18 protein-coding genes are annotated in these 21,100 nt (G+C 38.0%); 7 read left to right on the top strand and 11 right to left on the bottom strand.

From position 1 onward, the window contains the following. Nucleotides 1-34: 34 nt before the first annotated feature. Together RM552_RS05240 and RM552_RS05235 are read right to left on the bottom strand one after the other, a co-directional pair. The gene (locus RM552_RS05240) at nt 35-1,495 is read right to left on the bottom strand and encodes a flavin-containing monooxygenase (RefSeq protein WP_311367721.1); all 1,461 of its coding nucleotides are present in this window, start codon (nt 1,493-1,495) and stop codon (nt 35-37) included. After that, nucleotides 1,488-4,211: a DUF2339 domain-containing protein gene (locus RM552_RS05235; protein ID WP_311367720.1), complete on the bottom strand. Its 2,724-nt coding sequence runs from the start codon at nt 4,209-4,211 to the stop codon at nt 1,488-1,490. The genes RM552_RS05240 and RM552_RS05235 overlap by 8 nt, the downstream gene beginning before the upstream one ends. Before the next feature lie 437 nt (nt 4,212-4,648). On the opposite strand from RM552_RS05235, the gene RM552_RS05230 reads away from it, so the two are divergent. Beyond that, complete coding sequence (locus RM552_RS05230; protein WP_311367719.1) at nt 4,649-5,425, top strand: hypothetical protein; 777 nt, start codon at nt 4,649-4,651, stop codon at nt 5,423-5,425. A gap of 70 nt (nt 5,426-5,495) precedes the next feature. Continuing rightward, complete coding sequence (locus RM552_RS05225; RefSeq protein WP_311367718.1) at nt 5,496-6,371, top strand: NAD(P)-dependent oxidoreductase; 876 nt, start codon at nt 5,496-5,498, stop codon at nt 6,369-6,371. Between the two features lie 17 nt (nt 6,372-6,388). Here the strand turns inward: RM552_RS05225 and RM552_RS05220 are convergent, their stop codons facing one another. Together RM552_RS05220 and RM552_RS05215 are read right to left on the bottom strand one after the other, a co-directional pair. Beyond that, nucleotides 6,389-6,835: a YaiI/YqxD family protein gene (locus RM552_RS05220; RefSeq protein ID WP_311367717.1), complete on the bottom strand. Its 447-nt coding sequence runs from the start codon at nt 6,833-6,835 to the stop codon at nt 6,389-6,391. A 49-nt stretch (nt 6,836-6,884) separates the two neighbouring features. Next, nucleotides 6,885-8,249 (bottom strand): SLC13 family permease, encoded by a 1,365-nt coding sequence (locus tag RM552_RS05215; RefSeq protein ID WP_311367716.1) that lies wholly within the window; start codon nt 8,247-8,249, stop codon nt 6,885-6,887. A gap of 145 nt (nt 8,250-8,394) precedes the next feature. Here RM552_RS05215 and RM552_RS05210 point away from each other — a divergent pair, with 145 nt between their 5' ends. Further along, nucleotides 8,395-9,048 carry an RNA polymerase sigma factor gene (locus RM552_RS05210; protein ID WP_311367715.1) on the top strand — a complete coding sequence of 218 codons (654 nt, stop codon included), beginning with the start codon at nt 8,395-8,397 and terminating at the stop codon, nt 9,046-9,048. A 1-nt stretch (nt 9,049) separates the two neighbouring features. Then, complete coding sequence (locus RM552_RS05205) at nt 9,050-9,784, top strand: DUF3307 domain-containing protein (protein ID WP_311367714.1); 735 nt, start codon at nt 9,050-9,052, stop codon at nt 9,782-9,784. On the opposite strand, the gene RM552_RS05200 is transcribed toward RM552_RS05205, so the two are convergent. The 3 genes from RM552_RS05200 to RM552_RS05190 are packed head-to-tail and all read right to left on the bottom strand — an operon-like array spanning nt 9,781 to nt 12,929. Further along, a complete protein-coding gene (locus RM552_RS05200) occupies nt 9,781-9,924 on the bottom strand; it encodes a DUF2256 domain-containing protein (protein WP_311367713.1) in 144 nt (47 codons plus the stop codon). The genes RM552_RS05205 and RM552_RS05200 overlap by 4 nt on opposite strands. Continuing rightward, a complete protein-coding gene (locus tag RM552_RS05195) occupies nt 9,917-11,443 on the bottom strand; it encodes a cryptochrome/photolyase family protein (protein ID WP_311367712.1) in 1,527 nt (508 codons plus the stop codon). The genes RM552_RS05200 and RM552_RS05195 overlap by 8 nt, the downstream gene beginning before the upstream one ends. A 28-nt stretch (nt 11,444-11,471) precedes the next feature. Beyond that, nucleotides 11,472-12,929 (bottom strand): cryptochrome/photolyase family protein, encoded by a 1,458-nt coding sequence (locus RM552_RS05190; RefSeq protein WP_311368280.1) that lies wholly within the window; start codon nt 12,927-12,929, stop codon nt 11,472-11,474. A gap of 117 nt (nt 12,930-13,046) precedes the next feature. On the opposite strand from RM552_RS05190, the gene RM552_RS05185 reads away from it, so the two are divergent. After that, nucleotides 13,047-14,429 carry a DASH family cryptochrome gene (locus RM552_RS05185; RefSeq protein WP_311367711.1) on the top strand — a complete coding sequence of 461 codons (1,383 nt, stop codon included), beginning with the start codon at nt 13,047-13,049 and terminating at the stop codon, nt 14,427-14,429. Then, the gene (locus RM552_RS05180) at nt 14,422-15,891 is read left to right on the top strand and encodes a cryptochrome/deoxyribodipyrimidine photo-lyase family protein (RefSeq protein WP_311367710.1); all 1,470 of its coding nucleotides are present in this window, start codon (nt 14,422-14,424) and stop codon (nt 15,889-15,891) included. The genes RM552_RS05185 and RM552_RS05180 overlap by 8 nt, the downstream gene beginning before the upstream one ends. A gap of 24 nt (nt 15,892-15,915) precedes the next feature. On the opposite strand, the gene RM552_RS05175 is transcribed toward RM552_RS05180, so the two are convergent. Next, nucleotides 15,916-16,200: a RepB family protein gene (locus RM552_RS05175; RefSeq protein ID WP_311367709.1), complete on the bottom strand. Its 285-nt coding sequence runs from the start codon at nt 16,198-16,200 to the stop codon at nt 15,916-15,918. A gap of 220 nt (nt 16,201-16,420) precedes the next feature. On the opposite strand from RM552_RS05175, the gene fabA reads away from it, so the two are divergent. Beyond that, nucleotides 16,421-16,939 carry a 3-hydroxyacyl-[acyl-carrier-protein] dehydratase FabA gene (gene fabA, locus RM552_RS05170; protein WP_311367708.1) on the top strand — a complete coding sequence of 173 codons (519 nt, stop codon included), beginning with the start codon at nt 16,421-16,423 and terminating at the stop codon, nt 16,937-16,939. Between the two features lie 56 nt (nt 16,940-16,995). Here the strand turns inward: fabA and rmf are convergent, their stop codons facing one another. From rmf to uup, 3 genes are all read right to left on the bottom strand, one after another. Next, nucleotides 16,996-17,172: a ribosome modulation factor gene (gene rmf, locus RM552_RS05165; RefSeq protein ID WP_311367707.1), complete on the bottom strand. Its 177-nt coding sequence runs from the start codon at nt 17,170-17,172 to the stop codon at nt 16,996-16,998. Between the two features lie 314 nt (nt 17,173-17,486). Next, the gene (locus RM552_RS05160; protein WP_311367706.1) at nt 17,487-19,160 is read right to left on the bottom strand and encodes a DUF3466 family protein; all 1,674 of its coding nucleotides are present in this window, start codon (nt 19,158-19,160) and stop codon (nt 17,487-17,489) included. A 33-nt stretch (nt 19,161-19,193) separates the two neighbouring features. After that, nucleotides 19,194-21,095, bottom strand: a complete 1,902-nt coding sequence (gene uup, locus RM552_RS05155; protein ID WP_311367705.1) for an ATP-binding cassette ATPase Uup — start codon at nt 21,093-21,095, stop codon at nt 19,194-19,196. Nucleotides 21,096-21,100: the final 5 nt, after the last annotated feature.

The raw sequence follows: 21,100 nt of genomic DNA, 5'->3' as shown, positions 1-21,100 counted from the left end.
CTCTCACTATTAAACCAAACTCGGTGACTAAAAACTATTTTATAATGTGATGATGATGAGCGAACTTTTTACATAGACGCCGAAAACTAAAGCTAAAACCAGGAAACATTGCAATTACTTTCCCATGTTCATTTTTGTACCAGCTATTGCAACGTCCTTTATACCAGACCGTCTTTTCCATTTCTCTATGCACCATTGCCGTATAACCTTCTTCAGCTTCGGGTATAGGCTGTATTGAACACGCTGATTTTTCATGTAACTTTTTAATACAGGTCATGATGTATTTCATTTGTGATTCAATGACAAAGAGGGCACTTGTATGACCAATACCGGTATTTGGACCTGTGACTATAAAAAAGTTAGGAAAGTTTGGCATGCTAGTACCTAAATATGCTCTTGGATAATCGCGCCACTGTGCACCTAAGGTTTTCCCTTTTTCGCCTATTACTTGGTAGGATACCATCGATTTTTCTGGATTATATCCGGTTGCTAATATTATTAGGTCGGCGTCTATCAAACCCGATTGCTTAGTTTGTAAACCCTCATAACTTGCGTATTCAATGTAGTCATCTTTTGTGTGCAAGACAGTATTTTGATGTTGCAGAGCAGGGTAATAAGTATCGCTGACTAAGATTCGTTTACAACCAATAGTAAAGTCTGGTGTAAGTTGTTTTCTTAGATTTTCATCTTGCACTTGCTTTAGTAAGTGTTTTTTTGCTGGAATAGCGCCTAATACGCGCAATAGAGCAGGGCTGTACTTAAACGCTATTACGCGTAACTCAAACAGCCAATAGATTAACGTTCTTAAAGCGAAATTAATCGGCCTAAGGGCTAATGTAGCGCGGAATCTTTTTGGTATATGATAATCAAAACGTGAAAGCACCCAATGTGGTGTTCTTTGAAAAACATGTAATTTTTTCACCCTGTTTATAATACTAGGAATGATTTGAACCGCACTAGCCCCGCTACCCACTATAGCAACAAGTTTATTGTTAAGGTCAATACCGTCGTGCCAATTATTGCTATGAATAACCTGCCCCCTCAAGTCTTGAAGCCCATGTATATTTGGCATTGCTGGACTACTCAGAGGTCCGGTCGCATTTATTATTATTTTCGATTTAAAGGCTTTACCATTCTCTAATTTTACTTGCCAATGAGTTTTGCACCATTTTGCTTCAATAACGGTAGCACATAGCTCGATACTAGGGGCGAGATTATGCTTTTCAATAATGTGTTCGGTATATTGCGCTAACTGCTTTTGCTTTGCGTATAGATGCTCCCAAGGAAAAGGCTCGCCATCGATACTGTAAAGTGGACTTGGCACATCCACAGCGGCCCCAGGGTAAACACTTTGCTTCCATGTGCCACCAAAAAATGCACGTCGTTCAAGTATTACAAAATCATTGATACCCATTTTTTTAAGGTTCATAGCAGCAGTTAGCCCTCCAAAGCCGCTGCCTACAATTAATACTTCGATGATATTTTCACTAGTCATGAATTTCTTTTGTTTGTTGTTTTAAACGTTGGAATAACCATGCGACACCCAAAATAGATAAACCTAAACCAATAAATGACACGGCCCTGTATAAACCTTCTAGTGTTGACATATCAACAATAAAAGCCTTCAAAACCACTAGAGCTAGGATAATGAAGCCTGCTTTATTAACTTGTTCGTGCTTAAGTTTCTGAGCTAGTACTATAGAAATGATAGCGATAAACAGCCAAACAATTGAATAGGTATAGAGTTCTGCCTGTGACATAACACTGTGTCCAAACGCTAACACTTCATTATAAACGCTACGAATAAAGCCGTTTACATATAGAATTAAAAATATCGGAACTGTTATTAATATAGGTACTCGTAATCTATTGAAAGTTAGCCTATTTTTTAACGTAAACATGAGTAGTAGGGCAGGTATAAGCCACTGGGGCATTAACCAATTTATTAAAAAATGACTACCTGTGGTTTGCTTGCTAATAAATGGATTGTTAAAGAAAGATACATCAATTTGCATAAAGCTAAAGCCAATTAATAAAGCTGCGGCAAACAGTGCATATAATTTGGGGTGGCTAGAAAATTGTTTTCGCCAAAAGTAGACAATCGATAAAATCAACCAATTCATACCGAGTAAAACACTCTCAGAATAACTTAGATTATCGAAATTAGGATAGTCACCTGTTAACAAATAACTTGTTTCGGTAGTTACTAGTAATGCGACAGTGTGAACTATAGCACCAGAAAACCAAGCTTTTAATTGAGTATCAAAGGTATATTTGCGTGCGAGCCACATTAATCCACATACCAGGGGATATATAACTATTGTCCAATGTATGTTGAGTATAGTTTCATCTTTATAGGCATCAGCCCAAGGTGCAAAACTTAAACGAGCCAATACAAAAGCTAAAGCAATCTTATAAATCCAATTTGGCAAGGTGATCTTATATCGACTGCTTAACCACGCCATTAAAGATATTTGAATCGCCAAAGCTAAAGTGAGTGTCCCTGCACTAAGTAACATTGTCATAATAAGACTTAAAGCACCATTCGCAAACAACAAAAATGTCATTTGATGCAGCGTGTTGTTTGTCTTTAAAGCCCATACAGTGAAGCCTATTGCGAATAAGCCAAGCTCAGCTGCATACAGAGGATAAAGAAACTTTGCTGCATCGGGCGCCGAAATAGCATAGCTAATCGCCATAATAGAAAGTGGAGCGCACACCAACAACAATAAATAACTTGGCCGTGCAGGGAATATTTTTATCATGCAAGATGCGTAAAGAATAAACCCTAAACTTGCACCTTGAGCAAACAAATAGGGCCCCGCAAACGGGAATAAATTATCACTGTAGTCATAATTAGCTGGCATTAATAAGAATGTGACGAGACAGATAAACAATGCGATAAATGGCCAGGAATCAAAAGCACTATGTCTAATTGGTATAATCGCCAGAAACAACATCAACACCAGACTGAGTATCAATATTTCTGATTGGTAGCGATCTAGGATAAAGAAAGCAATTAACGCGAAAATTGGCACAAAAATACCTAATTGCTCTTTACGAGGAAGCAGTAAATCTTTCAGCGTTAAAGGGTCAAAACGTGTCTCTTTTAAGGTCCAGCCACATATAGGTGCGACCACAAACAAATAAGCCGTTAGCATAACAAAAACAGTAACAATGCTTAGTTCCGCTGTGCTTACTGTTCCTTTGTCTAACAATATCAATAAAGAAATTCCAAACCAAGCTAAATGGCCTGCTAAACAGAGCCACCATACCCAAGCGACTTTTACTTTTTGATAAACTAATAAAGCAGCCAAGCTAACAAAACTTACATAAAGAAGTAGGGCACTTATATTATTAGACCCCGTGCTCACCAGTGCAGGAACTGCATAAGAACCAATAACACCGATACCAGCAAGTACTGGCCCGTAACGAATAGATAAGATTGACGCTACAATTGATATGCCCGCTAATATAACGAACGCAAAATTAGGACTTAAATAACTATAAAAATCGAATGCTACTAATGTTATTGAGAAGCAAGTAATGACGCCGCCACTGGCTAATGCAGCTGGAATCAAGGGTGAATGTATTTTAAATTTATTAGGATTTTGAAATAAATATTCTGCCGCTATTATTAACGTAATACCAAACAATGCGCCTATGATAATTCTTAACATAGGCGGAAATAAACCAGCTTCGATGCTATATTTAGCTAAAAAGATACCACCTAATGCTAATACTGTAGCGCCTATCCAAATAAGACCATTTCCCATTAAGAATGTTTCAAAATTAAAACGTCTTGATTTTTTTGAAGCTTTACTCTTATTTAGCTGGTGTTTAGGTTGAAGGTCACTAGATGTATGCTTTGTGACCATAGGGATATCTGATTCATCGTTTGTAACATTCTGCTCAGAGGAATTTTTCGTTTCATCGACCGTAACGTTTTCCTCATCGGGGTCCTTGGCGGTCTCTTTTGTGTCATCGGGATCAATTCTAAAAGTTGTTATATGCGCCTCAACATCCTCTTTTAACCGATCAAACATGTCTTTCAGTCTTAAAATTTGTTTTTTTTGTATTTCGTTTATTTTGTTTGCTTGAGTTAAGTCACTTTTCAAGCGTCTAATTTGGCTTGTATTAATAATACTAAGGATAGCACCAATAAGAATTGCTAATACGACCACGATACCGAGAAAAACCAATCCATTCATTTATAACTACCTTAGATTACATTCTAAACAAAAGCTTACAACGAAAACCGCTAACAACATAATTTAACGCGAACATAAAATTAAAAAATATGTTCATTATTAAAGAGGGGATGACAAACAGGACTACAGCAATGTGGATAAACTGTGAATAATAGATTATTTAACATAATATACATTATACGTAATATAATAATATGTGGATAATATAAGGCTAATGTTATCAATGGCTTGAGTTTATCTTTTAGGTTTGAAGATTGATTCGTTATTAAACTCTTATTGAAATCACCTTGCTAATAATTCATAAGTAGAATTCAAGAAGAAAAAATAACATGAGTATATTGCAGAATATTATATTGAATGTTTGCGATTCAAAAAGTTTAGAACCAATTTTTGATTTGTTAGTCTGTTTAATATCTAAAATAAAAAGTTTGTGAATATTGAAAGCTGAAAAACTTCAATCAATTGAGCAATTGCCATTTCCACTAAAGGCTTTATTGTCTGAAGATTTGTTACTTACTCAATCCAAAAATAAAAACAATATGCACTATTGGATTATTTCATTAGTGATTCATGTTTTTTTGTTCATACTTGCGATTTATTTTATTCCTTCTCCAAAAAAAATAGAAAATATTCAGCCTTCAATTCAAACTTATTTGGTAAAAATAAAATCAAAAACAACAAAGTCTATTGATAAAACCGAATTATCTAATAAGGGAGAGCAAGAAGACAAAATTGAAATTGAGACAAGTGACTCTGCTATAGATTCCAATGAACAAGTGGAAATTGGTCTGCAACCCCCTATTAACGAAACAATCGACAACCCAGTCTCAAACCTAAATAATGACCCGGCGGACTTTAGTAAAACCGATAAAAGTCAAACCAACAGTATCCGAAAAAGTATTACCAAGGCCCTATTGCAACAATATGTTAACGATGAAGCTAAAAAACTAGGTCAACAAAGTGCAAAGGCTTTTCAGGATGCCAAAACAAGCCCAACAATAAATACGATTACAAGTAAAGACACATGGGAAATACCGGATGAAATTGCTCCTACATTAGTAGATTGTCAAGACACCGCTAAAAAGTCACTTGCCATTATCGCGACGTTTACTGGCGGTAATTTTGGATGCTTAGATAATAGTAATTTTCAGCAATTTATTGATAAACATAAGAATAAAGGTGTGATAGCTAAGCCTGAAACAAATAATAAATAGCATTTCCAACTTGCTTTTAAATCAAGTTTAGCAAATGATTAAACTCTCTTTTATATTATTAGGATTGTAAATGAAACTAGCTTTTATTGGTTTAGGCGCGATGGGATTTCCAATGGCTGGGCATCTCAGTAATAAAGGGTATTCAACAACGGTTTATAATAGAACAAAAACCAAATCAGAATTATGGCATAAGGCATACAACGGTAATGTCGAGCCAAGTCCAGCCAAAGCTGCTAAAGATGCAGATATAGTGTTGCTGTGTGTAGGTAATGACGAAGATGTCAGGTCGGTTGTTTATTCAGATTCGGGCGTTTTAGCATCAATGAAAGCCGGGGCAATATTAGTTGACCATACAACAACTTCTGCACAACTTGCTCGAGAATTAGCAGATGCTTGCCATGATAAAAATTGTGGGTTTATGGACGCACCTGTGTCAGGAGGTCAAGCTGGGGCGGAAAACGGTAAGTTAACGGTAATGCTGGGCGGGAGCCAAGAAACTTATCAAAAAATAGCGCCAATACTCGATTGCTACAGTCAAAAACATGCATTAATGGGTGATGTAGGTAGCGGACAATTAACTAAAATGGTTAATCAAATCTGTATTGCAGGAGTGGTTCAAGGGCTGTCAGAAGCACTTCATTTTGCCACACAGGCCAAACTGCCTGTAGAAAAAGTTATTGAAGTCATAAGTAAAGGCGCCGCGCAGAGTTGGCAAATGGAAAATAGATGGTCGACTATGGTAAAAAATGAGTTTGATTTTGGGTTTGCTGTCGACTGGATGAGAAAGGACCTAGATATTGTCCTTACTGAAGCGAAGCGAAATAAAAGCACCCTTCCTATAACCGCTATTGTTGATCAATTTTATGCGCAGGTACAAAACAATGGTGGAAATCGTTTTGATACTTCTAGCTTAATCAGTTTATTGAACAAAACCGAGGGGCCTTAAACGCTTTTTATCTGCCCTTATTTATTGCTGGCTAATATTCTGTCCAGGTGGCCGGCAAACTCTTTGCGTTCTCGTTGTGACATAGGCGGTGGCCCGCCTGTATTGACGCCGCTGGCGCGCATTGTATCCATAAAATCTCTTGTATTTAAGCGCGAGCGGATATTTTGTTTATCAAATAATTCTCCTCGCGGCGATAAGGCCATCCCCTCTTTTGCAATGATATCAGCGGCCAAAGGAATATCTGATGTAATAACTAGATCCCCTTTTTCACAGCGCTTAAGAATTTCATCGTCAGCAACATCAAAACCTGCATTCACTTGTAAAAATGTAATAAAAGGAGAAGGCGCTACTTTCATGTAATGGTTAGCCACTAACAGCGTATTAATTTGAGTGCGCGTTGCCGCTTTAAATAAGATTTCTTTGATAACGCTAGGGCACGCGTCGGCATCTACTATAATGTTCATATACCACTTTTATCATTTTTGATTTTTCCAAACTCACTTAGTGTTAAATTTAAATGAGCACATATACAAGCAATCCTATTAAACAAGACACTGCAAAACTCAATACTGCGCCCTCTTTTACCATATCTTGTATTTCAAATTTTCCCGTTCCATAAGCAATAGCATTAGGTGCAGTGGCTACCGGTAACATAAAGGCGCAACTAGCAGCCATAGCTGCAGGTATCATTAATACTTCTGGCGATACGCCTTGATTAACGGCTACCAAATACAAAATAGGCATTAGAAGTGTCGCTGCGGCGGTGTTACTAATAATTTCCGTTAAATAAGTCACTAAAAGACACAATAACAGTATGGTAATCAGCACAGGCATATCAGCGAGTGAGGAGAGCGATTGACCGATTATTTCACTCAATCCCGATGCTGTAAATCCTTTGGCTAAGGCAATACCCCCAGCAAATAGCAATAACATTTCCCATGGAATTGACATTGCCGATTTCAAATCAAGCACTTTTTGCCCTCTTCCGTCGGGCGTTAAAAACATAACAACAACAAAAAACAATGCAACTGTGCTATCGCCAGAAACTTCTACTCCCAGTAAATCACTCCACCCACCAAAAGGTGCGTTACGAGTTATCCAGGCCAAAACGGCCAGGCCAAATAATATAAGCGTTCGCTTTTCTTGAATTTGCCATTCACCTAAGTTGGGTAATTCGACATGCAAAGGCCCTTTTAATGAACGCGTTAACCAAAGCGCCATAATTGGAATGGCAACAATAACCACCGGTATACCAATAGACATCCATTTAACAAAACTATATTCACTGCCGGTTTGCGCTTCGTAAATACCAGCAAATATAACGTTGGGAGGTGTTCCAATTAGCGTACCTAAACCACCCACGCTAGCAGAATATGCAATGCCCAAAATAAGTGCTATTTGCAACTTTTTATCGTTAATTTTATCTAAAATTGCCAGCGCTATTGGCAAAACCACTAAGATTGTTGCTGTGTTAGATATCCACATACTTAACGCGGCTGTACAAACCATAAAGGCAAAGACTAAGCGGCGTTTACTTGATACACCTATTGCCCTGACCATTAAAATGGCTAAGCGTTTATGTACTCCCGATCTTTCAAGTGCTTTTGAGAGCATGAATGCACCCATTAGTAATAAAATAACATGGCTACCTAATGCGGCAGACACCGATTTATGGTCAAGTACATTAAAAAGAGGCAATAATACAAAGGGCACAAGGGAAGTAATCGCTATTGGGACGGGCTCTGTCACCCACCAAATGACTGTTAGTAAGGCAATGGCGGCGGTAATTGCAACTTTGTACGAGACATCAAAGCTGTCTAAAGTGAAAAAGCAAATTAACGCTAATAACGGGCCAAACCATGCGAAATGTTTACTCAAAATAACCTCTATTTATGCGGACAATCTACTCATAAGGTAGCAAATGTTTTTATTTTATCGCGTGCAAAGCAAATGTATACATTTGCTTTATCTTGAGTGATATGACAAACTTGATCTAGTATTCAAATAAAAAAGGCGTGAGTCAATGCTAATTGCTGTAGAAACAGGTGACTTGGTTGCATCTACTTCTTTATCAGAGAAGCAACTGGCCAAAGCACTGCTGGCGTTAAAAACTAACTTTGAAAAAATCACCGCTAATGAACACGGAAGTTACGAGATTTTCCGTGGAGATGCATACCAAATTGTGTATTTTAGCCCAAAGTTTGCATTCAAATATGCAGTATTAACCAAACTGTTTTTGTTGTCACAGTTGGATATTAAGGTCAACGTTAGCCAATCTATCGCGATTGACGTTGTTAATTCTCAAATATCTAAGCCTAGTGAAAATATGCATAGTGTTCTTGTTACATCTGGAAGACAATTAGACAGAGGGAATAAAGGTGAAATACTATTGAGTTCAGATTTAATCACAGATGACTTTAGCTTAGCAAACGCCTTCCTAAACCGCTTGATTAATAGCCTAACTCAAAAACAAGCAGAAGCACTGTATTGGTATATCCGCTTAGATTACCCTGAACAGCAACGCATTGCAGACACCCTTAAAATGACCAGACAAAATGTAAATACGCATTTAAACAGAGCGAGTGCTGATCTTGTGAAAAACTTTTTATATCGCTTTGAACATAATATTGAACAAGTAAATACAAACGAAGCATATTTGAAAGCAAGGGAGAACTGAGATGACGCTATTTTTGCTTTTATTAGTGGGTCATATTGTTGCTGATTTTTATTTGCAGCCACAAGCGTGGATAATGTGTAAAGTTCAAAATAAGCAGCGTTCTCTTGGTTTGCTGAAGCATATGGGAGTGCATACAGGGATAACGTCTGTCATATTGTTCTCCTATTTTGCGAGCTTTACACTTCCCATCTTGATTGGCTTATTAATTATAATTGTGAGTCATTACATCATCGATATTTGGAAGACTCACATGGGTTTTACGACCAAGTATTTTTTGATCGACCAAGTCTCTCATGTTGTTGTTTTACTGGTGGTATCCTTGTGGTTGTTGGGTTTCGATCTATCAAGTGTACAAACATATCTTTCGACACACGCCAATATTGACTATGTTATTTATGCCCTAGCCTATTTGTTTGCATTTAAACCGCTCTCAATCCTTATTCAGCTATTATTACGACCTTATGTAAATCAATTTGATGCACAAGAAGGTAATGGTGGTTTACAAACAGCCGGAGAGCACATTGGGGCATTAGAGCGTATTTTGATCATCACATTTATATTAATTGACCAATTTACTGGCGTGGGGTTTTTATTAGCCGCTAAGAGTATTTTTAGGTTTGGGGACATGCGACGTCAACAAGACCGGAAATTAACTGAATATATTATGCTAGGCACCCTTTTAAGTTTTACAAGCGCTATTGCAGTTGGTTTATTGGTGAAGCAGCTTTGGGATTAGTTTGCCCGTTTTTTGCTACGGCGGCACCGCTCTGAACAATATTTCACATCGTCCCAGTTTTTTTCCCACTTTTTACGCCATTTAAAAGGTAAGCCACAAACTAAACATGTTTTTTCTGGAAGAGTAGGTTTTTTATGCATTTAGGTTTTTAATAAAAATTTGAGTGTCATCAAGCATGTGACTGAGTTGTGTTGGATCCATTTTGCTCATGGTTCTATACATCATCCCCATACGCGGGTTACCTTCAAATCGATGCTGATGTGTTTGCATAAACCCCCAGTATAAATAATTAAAGGGACAGGCCTGAGCACCTGTTTTTTCTTTAACATTGTAATGACAATTTGCACAATAATTAGACATCTTATTCACATATGAGCCGCTTGCAGCATATGGTTTGCTCGCTAATTGGCCGCCATCTGCAAACAAAATCATACCACTAACGTTAGGCAGTTCAACCCACTCGTAGGCGTCTGCATAAACAATCAAATACCATTCATTAACCTCTTTGGGGTCTAAGCCTGCTAACAAAGCAAAATTGCCCAAAATCATCAGCCTTTGAATATGATGGGCATAAGCATGTTCTTTAGTTTGTTTAACGCTTTGACTAATACAATTCATCTGTGTGTCACCAGACCAAAAAAAGTCAGGTAACGGTACTTTGGCATCTAGATAATTGTCAGTTTTTAAAGTAGGCATAAAGTGCCAATAGAAGCCACGTACGTATTCCCGCCAACCTAAAATTTGACGAACAAAGCCCTCGACCGAATTAATAGGTGCATTTTGCTCATAAAATGCGGCTTGCGCAGCTTGTAATACTTCGTCGGGTAATAATAATCCCGCATTCAAATAAAATGAAATATGTGAGTGATAAAGCCAAGGCTCGTCTTGAACCATCGCGTCTTGGTATCGACCAAAGTTTTCCAATCGTTGTTCAATAAAATCATTAAGCACTTGAAGCGCTTGTTCCCTTGTCACTGCATAATGAAAATTGTCTACATCTCCAAAGTGGTCTTTGAACTCATTTTTTACTAGTTTAATGACATCTTTGGTAATCTGATCTTGGTCAAAAGATGTTGGTTTTGGTGGTTTAATGCCTTTTGGTAGTTTTTGACGATTCTCTCCATCGAAATTCCATTTACCACCAATAGGCTTGCCGTTTTCCATCAAATATTGATGCTTTTGTCGCATTTCTCGATAAAAATACTCCATCCGCAATTGCTTTCGAGCACTTGCCCAATTAGAAAAATCTGATTCACTGGCTAAAAAGCGATTATCATCGCTTATTTCCAAATCAATATTTAGCTTTTGTGACCACGTTTTAATATCTTCAAACAATCGATATTCACCGGGTTTTGCCAATACCAACTTGGTAATTTTATGTTGGGAGCAAAAAAATCGAACTTGTTCATAAAGACTGCCTTTATTATCTTTATGTGCGTAGTCGATGTAGCTGACCTGATAATTGTGCGCTTTCAATGTGTTTTTAAAATGACGCATGGCGCTGAATAAAAACGCAATTTTAATTTTATGATGTTTGACATAACTGGCTTCAGTTCGCACTTCAGCCATCAATACATGGTCTTTAGCCTTATTTAAGTTCACTAAGGAAGACATATTTAGATTGAGTTGATCACCAAATAACAAACACAACGTACTCATATTATAAACACCTATGAAAAATTATGATTTAAACCGCCTTTTTGATACTCGAATAGGCGTCTAATGCCCGTTTTCTGGTGGCACTAAGGTCGGCAATAGGGTGTGGGTAATCTTCACCAAGCGTAATCCCAGCTTCAGCAAGTATGATAGGTGGAGCATCCCATGGCTTATGAATATATTTATTAGGTAAGTTGGAGAGTTCAGGGCAATACGTTTTTACATATTCACCCTGCTTATCGAATTTTTCACCCTGCAATATAGGATTAAATATCCTAAAAAATGGCGCTGCATCTGCTCCTGAACCTGCTACCCATTGCCAACCAGCAGCATTGCTAGCGGTATCTGCATCGACCAAACAATCCCAAAACCACCTTTCACCACGTCGCCAATCAATAAGTAAGTTCTTTACTAAAAAAGAGCCTACTATCATTCGTACTCGGTTGTGCATATAGCCTGTTTTATATAGTTCTCGCATGCCTGCATCAACAATAGGGATACCGGTATTGCCCGTTTGCCATGCTGTTAAGTCTTGCTTTGATTGGGTGTCATTCTTCCAAGGAAAGATGTTGAATTTTGAATTGAAATTTTCGCGTTGTATATGATTAAAGTGAAATAATAAATAATACGAAAATTCTCGCCAACCTAACTCACTCAAATATACACCAACGCCTTTGCGCTCTTTAGCAGAATCGATACCTTCAAAAGCATCTACAACCGCATACCAGGTTTGATTTGGCGATATGAGACCAAAATGTAAATAAGGAGAAAGTAATGAAGTACCCTCTACGCTTGGTATATTTCGTTGCTCATCATAATTATCTATCGATGAGGTAATAAAATGGGCTAATTTATCCTGTGCACCATTTTCAGAGACATCCCACATTTCATAAAACTTTTCATCCCACTTAATTTTAGGCAGTAATTGCAGGTCACTTATGGTTAAACGCGCTAGGTCTGGAAACTCCACAGAGCTTTCGGCAAACTTAGTATGATGGGTGTTGACCGGGTAACGTGGTGGTGCTTGCTTCAAACATCCATTTTTGTAAAAAGGCGTGTAAACTTTGTAGGGTGTGCCATCCTTTTTTAGCACACTCATGGGTTCCCACAAAAGGCTTCCATTCGAACTTGTAGCGTTAATATCCATGGACTTTAACGTTGTTTTTATTATCGAGTCTCGACTAATAGCCCAAGGCTCATACATTCTGTTCCAAAACACATGCTGACATTGAGCTGATTTACATAAAGAAGGAATTATTTCTTTTGGATCTCCTTTAAATATCAGCAGCTTATTGTCTAAAGCCTTATTCAACGATTCAAGTGCATGGTGCAAAAACCAACGGGACGCTCCGCCCATCGAGCCTTCTTCAGGGACCGTATCGTCGAAAATATACACTGGCAATACATTACCAATTTGATTCGCGTTAGCGAGGGCCGGATTGTCTTTTATGCGTAGATCTTGGCGAAACCATACGAGGGCTTGTGTCATATTGTAAAGAGATTTTGTCAATTAACTTGATAGATTTTTACTCATACTAAACTCTTATAGATCGCTTTATTAGTGAAGCATGTAAAAAGAATTTGATAAAGCAGGGTTGGCTGTTCGTTGCATTTAGCTAAATTGCCTGCCCTAAGCTCAAAAAAAGTAGAAGCTGGAGATATTTTTCAAATGGGTAAAATAGGTTTACATTGGATGCGCCATGACCTCAGAATCAATGATAATTGGGCCTTAAGTCAACTAATACAAAAAGTCGATAAAACGGTTGTTGTATATGTTTTCAATTCGACTCAAGAAATTGAAAATAACTATGGTTTTTCTAGCTTAGGAAATCATCGAAAAGTGTTTTTGCAAGAGTGCTTACTGGAAGTGGCAAACCGTCTAAAACAAATGAACATATCTTTTTATTGTGTAAGATCGGACGATCCACCTGATACTATTTCCACGCTCATTGAGCATTGGTCATGCAGTGTTATGAGTTATGAATTCCATGCTGGCTTCCATGAAAATCAGGAGGTTTTAAAGGTAAAAGAGTCTCATCCTAGCCTTCAATTTATCGAGCAATATAGCAATTATTTATTTTCACCACATGAATTACCATTTGCATTAGATGACATGCCAAATGTATTTTCACCATTTCGACGCAAAGTAGAAAAAAATCTTAAGCTTCAACTCACCATACCAGAACTTATGAGTGAGAAAAAAGCTAACAATCAGCCGAATACTATGCTTAGGCTTCCAGATGAAATTACTGAGCTGTTTAATGGTGTTTTAACGAGCCACTCAACCGATCTGAATGATATAAATAAGTCTCGGTATGCCGCAGGAGAAAGTGGCGCTCATGCCCGTATAGAGGAGTATTTCTTTAAATCACATGGTATCGCGAAATACAAAGAAACACGTAATGGTTTAGATGGGTGGGGTTTTTCAAGTCGCTTGTCAGCTTATTTAGCAATTGGCGCTATTTCTCCGCGAACAGTAGTAGAGAAGCTAAAAGAGTATGAATCTATGCACACTGCCAATGAATCAACATACTGGTTGTTTTTTGAGTTACTTTGGCGCGAATTTTTTCATTGGCAAGCTTTGAAGCATGGCAAGCATTTATTCAACTTTGCAGGGATACAAAAGAAAAAACCTGAAACAAACATTGACCCAGTACGTTTCAAGCATTGGATAGCAGGTACTACCGCTTACCCCATAGTTAACGCGTGTATGAAACAATTGGCACACACAGGGTTTATGTCAAATAGAGGCAGACAACTAGTTGCAAGCTGTTTTGTGCATGAACTTGGGCTTGATTGGCGATATGGTGCCGCATATTTTGAACATATGTTGATTGATTATGACGTCGCCAGTAATTATGGAAATTGGCAGTATTTAGCTGGTGTAGGCTCTGATCCTCGAGGACACCGTCAATTTAATTTACAAAAACAAACAGAAATATATGACCCTACACACCAATTTATAGAATCATGGTTAAGCCATGATTGAAAAGCAGCGTTTTTCTGTCGTTTGGTTAAAACGCGATCTTCGTCTGCGTGATCATCAGCCAATTGTTAGAGCGATCGCACGTGGCCGCCCTATTTTGCTGCTGTATATTGTTGAGTCTATTATGCTTGAAGATCCTCATTTGGATATCAGGCACTGGCGTTTTGTTTATCAGTCACTACAAGATTTGAATCAACAATTATCCCAATTTGATACAGGTGTTACTGTATTGATGGGAGAGTGCACAAAAATATTCTCTGACTTAGAAGCAATGGGAATGGATGCTATTTTCAGCCATGAAGAAATCGGTTTAGCGCACACATATAAGCGAGATTATGAATTAGCTGATTGGTGTAATGTGAATGATGTGTTATGGCAAGAGTCTTTTTATGGAGCAGTTAAGCGGCCATTGAAAAGTCGTTCAACATGGCAGAAACACTGGCAAAAGAGGATATACTCGAAAACTGATGATCCCATATTAGACGATGCCTTTTTTTATCAACTTCCTCAATCGATGTCACGGTACCAATATCTTTGGCCAAAGGAATGTAAACACCATCATCCTAGTTTTCAGTTAGGGGGCGAAAAAAGAGCATGGTTTACTATGCATCATTTTTTTAAGGACAGAGGAAAGCGTTATTTTGGAAATATTGGTAAGCCACTCGAGGCTAGAGAAACCTGTTCTAGGTTATCTCCCTATTTGGCTTGGGGAAATCTTTCTTTAAAACAAGTTGTCCAATTTACTCAAACTCAACAGGATAGAACTGGTTGGAAGGCCTCAATAAGGGCTTTTAGTTCCCGATTGCATTGGCATTGTCACTTTATACAAAAATTTGAAACAGAAAGCGACATGCAATATCGCTCGGTCAACACGGCATATGAGAAATATCCATATTGCGATCAAGATACAGCCTTAAAACGTTTTAAAGCTTGGAGTAAAGGTAATACCGGTATACCAATAATTGATGCGTCGATGCTGGCCCTAATAAACACAGGTTATTTAAACTTTCGTATGCGTGCAATGCTAGTTAGTTTTTTATGTCACCATTTAAACGTGGATTGGAAGTTGGGTGTTAAATTTTTAGCAAGCCAATTCTTAGATTTTGAACCCGGTATACACTATCCACAATTTCAAATGCAGGCGGGTATTACGGGCACAAACACCATAAGAATATATAATCCAATTAAGCAGTCAAATGAAAAAGACCCTAACGGTGAATTTATCAAAAAATGGCTGCCTCAGCTCTCATGCTTGCCGAAAGAATATATTCATGCACCTTACGATATACCGGCTATGGAAGCGGCATTCTTGAATTTTGACGTAGACCGAGATTATATGCGGCCTATCATTGACGTTGAACAAGCCGCAAAAGAAGCAAGAATCCGATTATGGGCGTTTAGAAAAGATAAAGGGGTTAGACAGGAGGCGATCAGGATAGTTAAGCAGCATACAGTCCCTGATTAACAAATGTTATGATAATGGAGACATCTAGCCTTTTTTATGTCGTTTTTGCATTAATTTCTTTTTATCATCTTCTTGTAACCAGTTATTTAAAAACCTTATTTGCCCATTTTTATAGGCCGCATAGGTTATGCGTAACGAATTTGAAATAATATCGTTATCAGTCCAGCCTGTTTTTTCGACAATCTCTTTATAATTGTCCATCGCGTCGGGTGTGATATAACCACGAACTAATTTTTTACCTAACGCTTTTTGGCGTTCCCTATAACGCTTTTGTTTTTCTGCGTTGGCGACTAATTTCTTATTTTTCATTGCTATCCGTCTTATTGACTCAAACTATATGTGACTTGAATCTCTTAATTGTAAATGATATTTCGGATTTTTTTAATTTATTTAACTGTTCAGAGTTGTTTAGCGTACAAGTGTTCGCTAAAGTGTGCGTACTTTGTGCGAAGAAAAGCGCTATGTGCGCCCAATATACAAGTTGTTCGCCCCTGAATTAAAATAAAAGGTACTAATTAAGTAAGCCCATATGATAAATAAACAAAATAGTTTCACACGCGAAGAATTATTGACCTGCAGTACTGGCGAAATGTTTGGACCGGGTAATAGCCAATTACCTGCTCCTAATATGCTAATGATGGACCGTATTATTAACATTTCTGATGAAGGTGGAGAGCATGGTAAAGGCTACATAGAGGCTGAATTAGATGTTCACCCTGACCTGTGGTTTTTTGCCTGTCATTTTCCAGGCGATCCGGTCATGCCTGGTTGTTTAGGTTTAGATGCAATGTGGCAATTAGTTGGTTTCTTTTTAGGGTGGTCTGGTGGCCCAGGGAAAGGTCGTGCTCTTGGCGTAGGTGAAGTAAAGTTTACGGGTCAGATATTGCCTAGTGCTAAAAAAGTCAGTTACCGTATTGATTTTAAACGTGTAATAAAGCGGAAATTGTTCATGGGTTTGGCCGATGGCTCTGTCGCTGTTGATGGACGCGTTATTTATACTGCAAAAGATTTGAAAGTAGGTTTATTTCAAGATACATCAGCCTTCTAATACACAAAACCCCGTCGCATGACGGGGTTCTTTTATACTTCAATAATACTATTACGTTAACGAGAGTTTAAGCCTAATTGCCTATCGGTGTTTGCCTCTCGCCACCCTCCCAACCAATGAGAACGCGCGTCAGATGCCTGAAATGGACAATTGTCTTTAGAACGACCAGAAATACCTGCTTGATAACCTTTTGAATGGGCCCTGGTAAGTTTATCTCTCTTTTGTCTCTTCATTTAAAACCTCTCTAATAAAATAAAAAGTAACGCTTTAGTACTTAACCGAATTATCGGCTTGTGTCACTAAAAGTCACATTTAAGTAATACACCCTTATCATGAATTCTTCAATGCAAAATTCAATCAATAGGTATTAAAAAGCATTAACTAGTTGAAAAATATAGAGGCTTTGACTCACAATAAATTTGACTTAAAAATCAGTTTATTATTATGTTCTGTTATAAAAATAAATAAGGCCACGGTTAACGTGGCCTTGGGAGCATATCGATAGTTTTTAGTATAATTATCCTAAAAAACCAAATACATGCCGTATTTATTTGGATTTTAGGCGCCTAAATAGAATAAGTATCAGCAATCCAAATGAACTTATTATGCCAAAGCTTGCACCTTGACGCTCATTGGCTGCCGCTTCTTCCTCACTAGGGGCACAATCTGAAGCTGGATTCCCGGTAGGAATCAATTTCACTGCGACCACAGCATCGATCATTATTGCATTACCATCTGCATCATTAACCGGTTCTCCTCTGATATCACGTTGTGCTCTAGTGACAAGTGCTTCTGCAATTATCTCTCCGTTATCATTGATATCATTCGCCGCCACAATCTCAAATGGCGCATCACAGGCAATAAGTGAATTCAAATTAGTAAAGGTTTCGGCATCGATGTCATAAATAAACCCGTTTTTACGTCTATTTTCAGAATCTACATCAGCCTCACCTACTACAATATTTTCATTGTTTATTGCTCGAGGCACCGTTTCTGAACTGACAAAAAACCCATCAGGAAGTGTTATTTGGTCGTTATTACGATCATAGATAAACATTTTATCTCTAGATGTTCCACTAATCGTTCTTACTGCGTAGCCGACCACAATATTATTGTTGTTAATGCCTGTGGCTAAATTAGGCAGTAAGTCTGTGTCAGAAATTAGCTGACTGGTTACACTATTTTCAAATACAGCAGCTGCTTGGAAAAAATTATCACCGTTTGTAACCGGAGTATTGCCTACTGCAACGCCATTATCATTGATATCAACAGCACGATTTGAATAAATATTAATATCATCTGTTTCGGGTTCAAAAGTTAAACCATAAACCGTGGTGTCTACCACCTCGCCTTCGCTATTTAACTGCCAAACCATCGCTCGTCGTGTCATTTGTGGTAGGAAAGTATTGCTTGTGACACCAAAAATGCTAGTAGACGTTCTATTAATTAATGAATATAAACAAGTTTCTACAGGCTGGTCGCCTCTTATTTCAGGATCATTGCAATCATCAATGGCTTCTGTTATCGATTCACTTACCTCTACAGACCCTTCACCCGCTACCTGAAAATTAGTATTAATTGACCTTGCGTCGCTCAAACCACCAGCATCAATGTTCGGTGGTGTTAGTGCTGTTACACTATCACCGATTTGCACAAAGCCACGAGAATTATACTCATTGGTAACCACGGTGATATCGGTACCGTCTTCTAAGGTATAAGGTGTTTTGACATATGGACCCGCCATCGTGCCAACAATATGCGTTCCGCCTACGGAATCAGTCAATAAAGTAGTTTGGGCAAATGTAAAGCCATCCGTATCGTCTGTTTGAGTATCAAACCCAAACACATACTCAAAATCTGTTCCGTCTGTTTGATAGCCTATTTGTGAAGCTAACTTTTGCGTGAGAGGGTCAAACGCAGCTGTAAAACTCAATATACGGTTAACAATGATAGTATAATCAATATCGTTAAAATCGCCTTGCGCCGCCGCATCAGGGTCTGTCAGCGCTATTTGGTCTAAGTCCAGAATACTCAAATCAATTGGAGGATTAAAAGGCTGATTGACCGTTGTTAATATTAGGCCGGTATTATCAATAGAACTCGCAAATTGATTGCTTGATACTGATTCAGTTGGCAAGGTTTCGACATCATAAGATGAAGCCTGTCCAAATAACGGTAAACTGCTTAGCGCTAACATGGCTGTTATGCGATTTAATTTCATGTATCTTCCTGTTACTACTTTGACCATATGGTCTTAATTATTCTGCTTTGATTCTAAAGCTTCCCAGCGCCCAAAGGCTTCGTCTAACTTGTTCTCAAAACTCTGTAATTGTGAGAGTGTTTCTTTTGTATATTTTGTATCTTGACTAAAAAAATCAGGCTCACTAATTTGTTTTTGTAATTTTTCTATTTCGTGTTCTAAATTTTCAAGTATTGCCGGCAATGATTCTAATTCTCTTAACTCTTTATATGATAACTTTTTAGGCTTCACCTTTGTAGCAGATTGTTTGCTTTTTGGTTTAACTTCATTTTCTTTTACATTTAACGATTTCTGGCTGTGTTTGTCATGCCAGACTTTCATTTCACTATATCCACCTACAAATTGAGATACCTTGCCTTGTCCTTCAAAAAAAAGACTACTGGTCACAACATTGTCAATAAACTCACGGTCATGGCTCACCAATAAAACAGTTCCAGAGTATTCAACCAATATACTCTCGAGTAATTCAAGCGTTTCGACATCAAGATCGTTTGTAGGTTCATCTAATATCAGTAAATTACTCGGTTTTAGCATTAATTTAGCAAGCATTAATCGGTTTTTCTCGCCACCCGATAAGGTAGATACAGGCGCGTTAATTCTTTCAGGAGAAAATAAGTAATCTTGTAAATAGCTGATTACATGACGCGTACCGCCATTTACTTCTACTTCTCTTTTGCCATCAGCAATTGCATCTATAAGTGGTTTATTTAAGTCTAGCTGACTTCTGTGCTGATCAAAGTAAGCTAGTTCTATGTTAGTTCCCGTAAAATACTCACCTGATTGAGGCTGTAACTCTCCTAATAAAAGTTTTATTAATGTGGTTTTACCACAGCCATTTGGGCCAATTAGTGCAACCTTATCTCCACGGGTAACCAATAAATCTAAATTCTCTATAATCTTTTTCGTGTCAAACGCATAACTAGCCTGATTGAGTTCAAAAATTCGTTTACCTGATTTTGCACCACTTAAGGAGTGAATCACGGCAGTCCCCATTTGATTGCGTCGTGACTTATATTCTTCTCTTAATGCTTTCAAGGCTCTCACCCTGCCCTCGTTGCGTGTGCGTCGAGCCTTGATACCTTGTCTAATCCAAACTTCTTCCTTGGCCAGTTTTTTATCAAATTCCTTATTGTGCGTTTCTTGAACCTCTAGATCGTGGGCCTTTTGTTCTAAATATTTAGCATAGTTGCCAGGATAAGACTTCACTTGACCTCTATCGATGTCTATTATTCTGGTTGCCATACTTCGTATAAATGCCCGATCATGACTAATAAATACAATTGAACCATTATAGGTCAGTAAACTTTTTTCTAACCAAGCCACCATATCTATATCAAGGTGATTAGTTGGCTCGTCTAATAATAATATATCCGGCTGAGACACCAAAGCACGAGCTAAAGCGGCTTTTCGACGCCAGCCGCCAGATAGGTTTTTCAGGTTTGCACTGCCGTCTAAACCTAGTTGCGTTAATACGTTAGAGATTTTTTGTTCTAGCAACCAGCCATTACTTGCATCTAGTTTTTCTTGAATGCTTTGCAATTCTTTTAAAGCAGATTCAGAATGGTCTGTCGCTACTTTATTACTTTGAGCAAAATATGCTTTTATCAGTTTAGCATCATCGCTTAAACCTTCTGCAACATAGTCAAATAAGACTACATCGTTGTTAATTGGAGGGTCTTGGTCGAGCAAGGCAATATTAATATGGCTCGCGACTATGCGTTGACCGTCATCTAACTTTACATCACCATTTAGTACTTTAAGCATGGTCGATTTGCCACTGCCATTCCGACCTACTACACAGACTCTTTCTTTATCGGCCAAGGTAAATTCTGCGGCATCCAACAAAGGCGGTTGACCGAACAATATAGTTGCGTTTTTTAATTGAATTAAATTCATTTTAA

This window comes from Glaciecola petra (assembly GCF_031846345.1).
Classification (GTDB): Bacteria; Pseudomonadota; Gammaproteobacteria; order Enterobacterales; family Alteromonadaceae; genus Glaciecola; species Glaciecola petra.
This window is presented reverse-complemented; position numbering and strand designations above follow the sequence as displayed.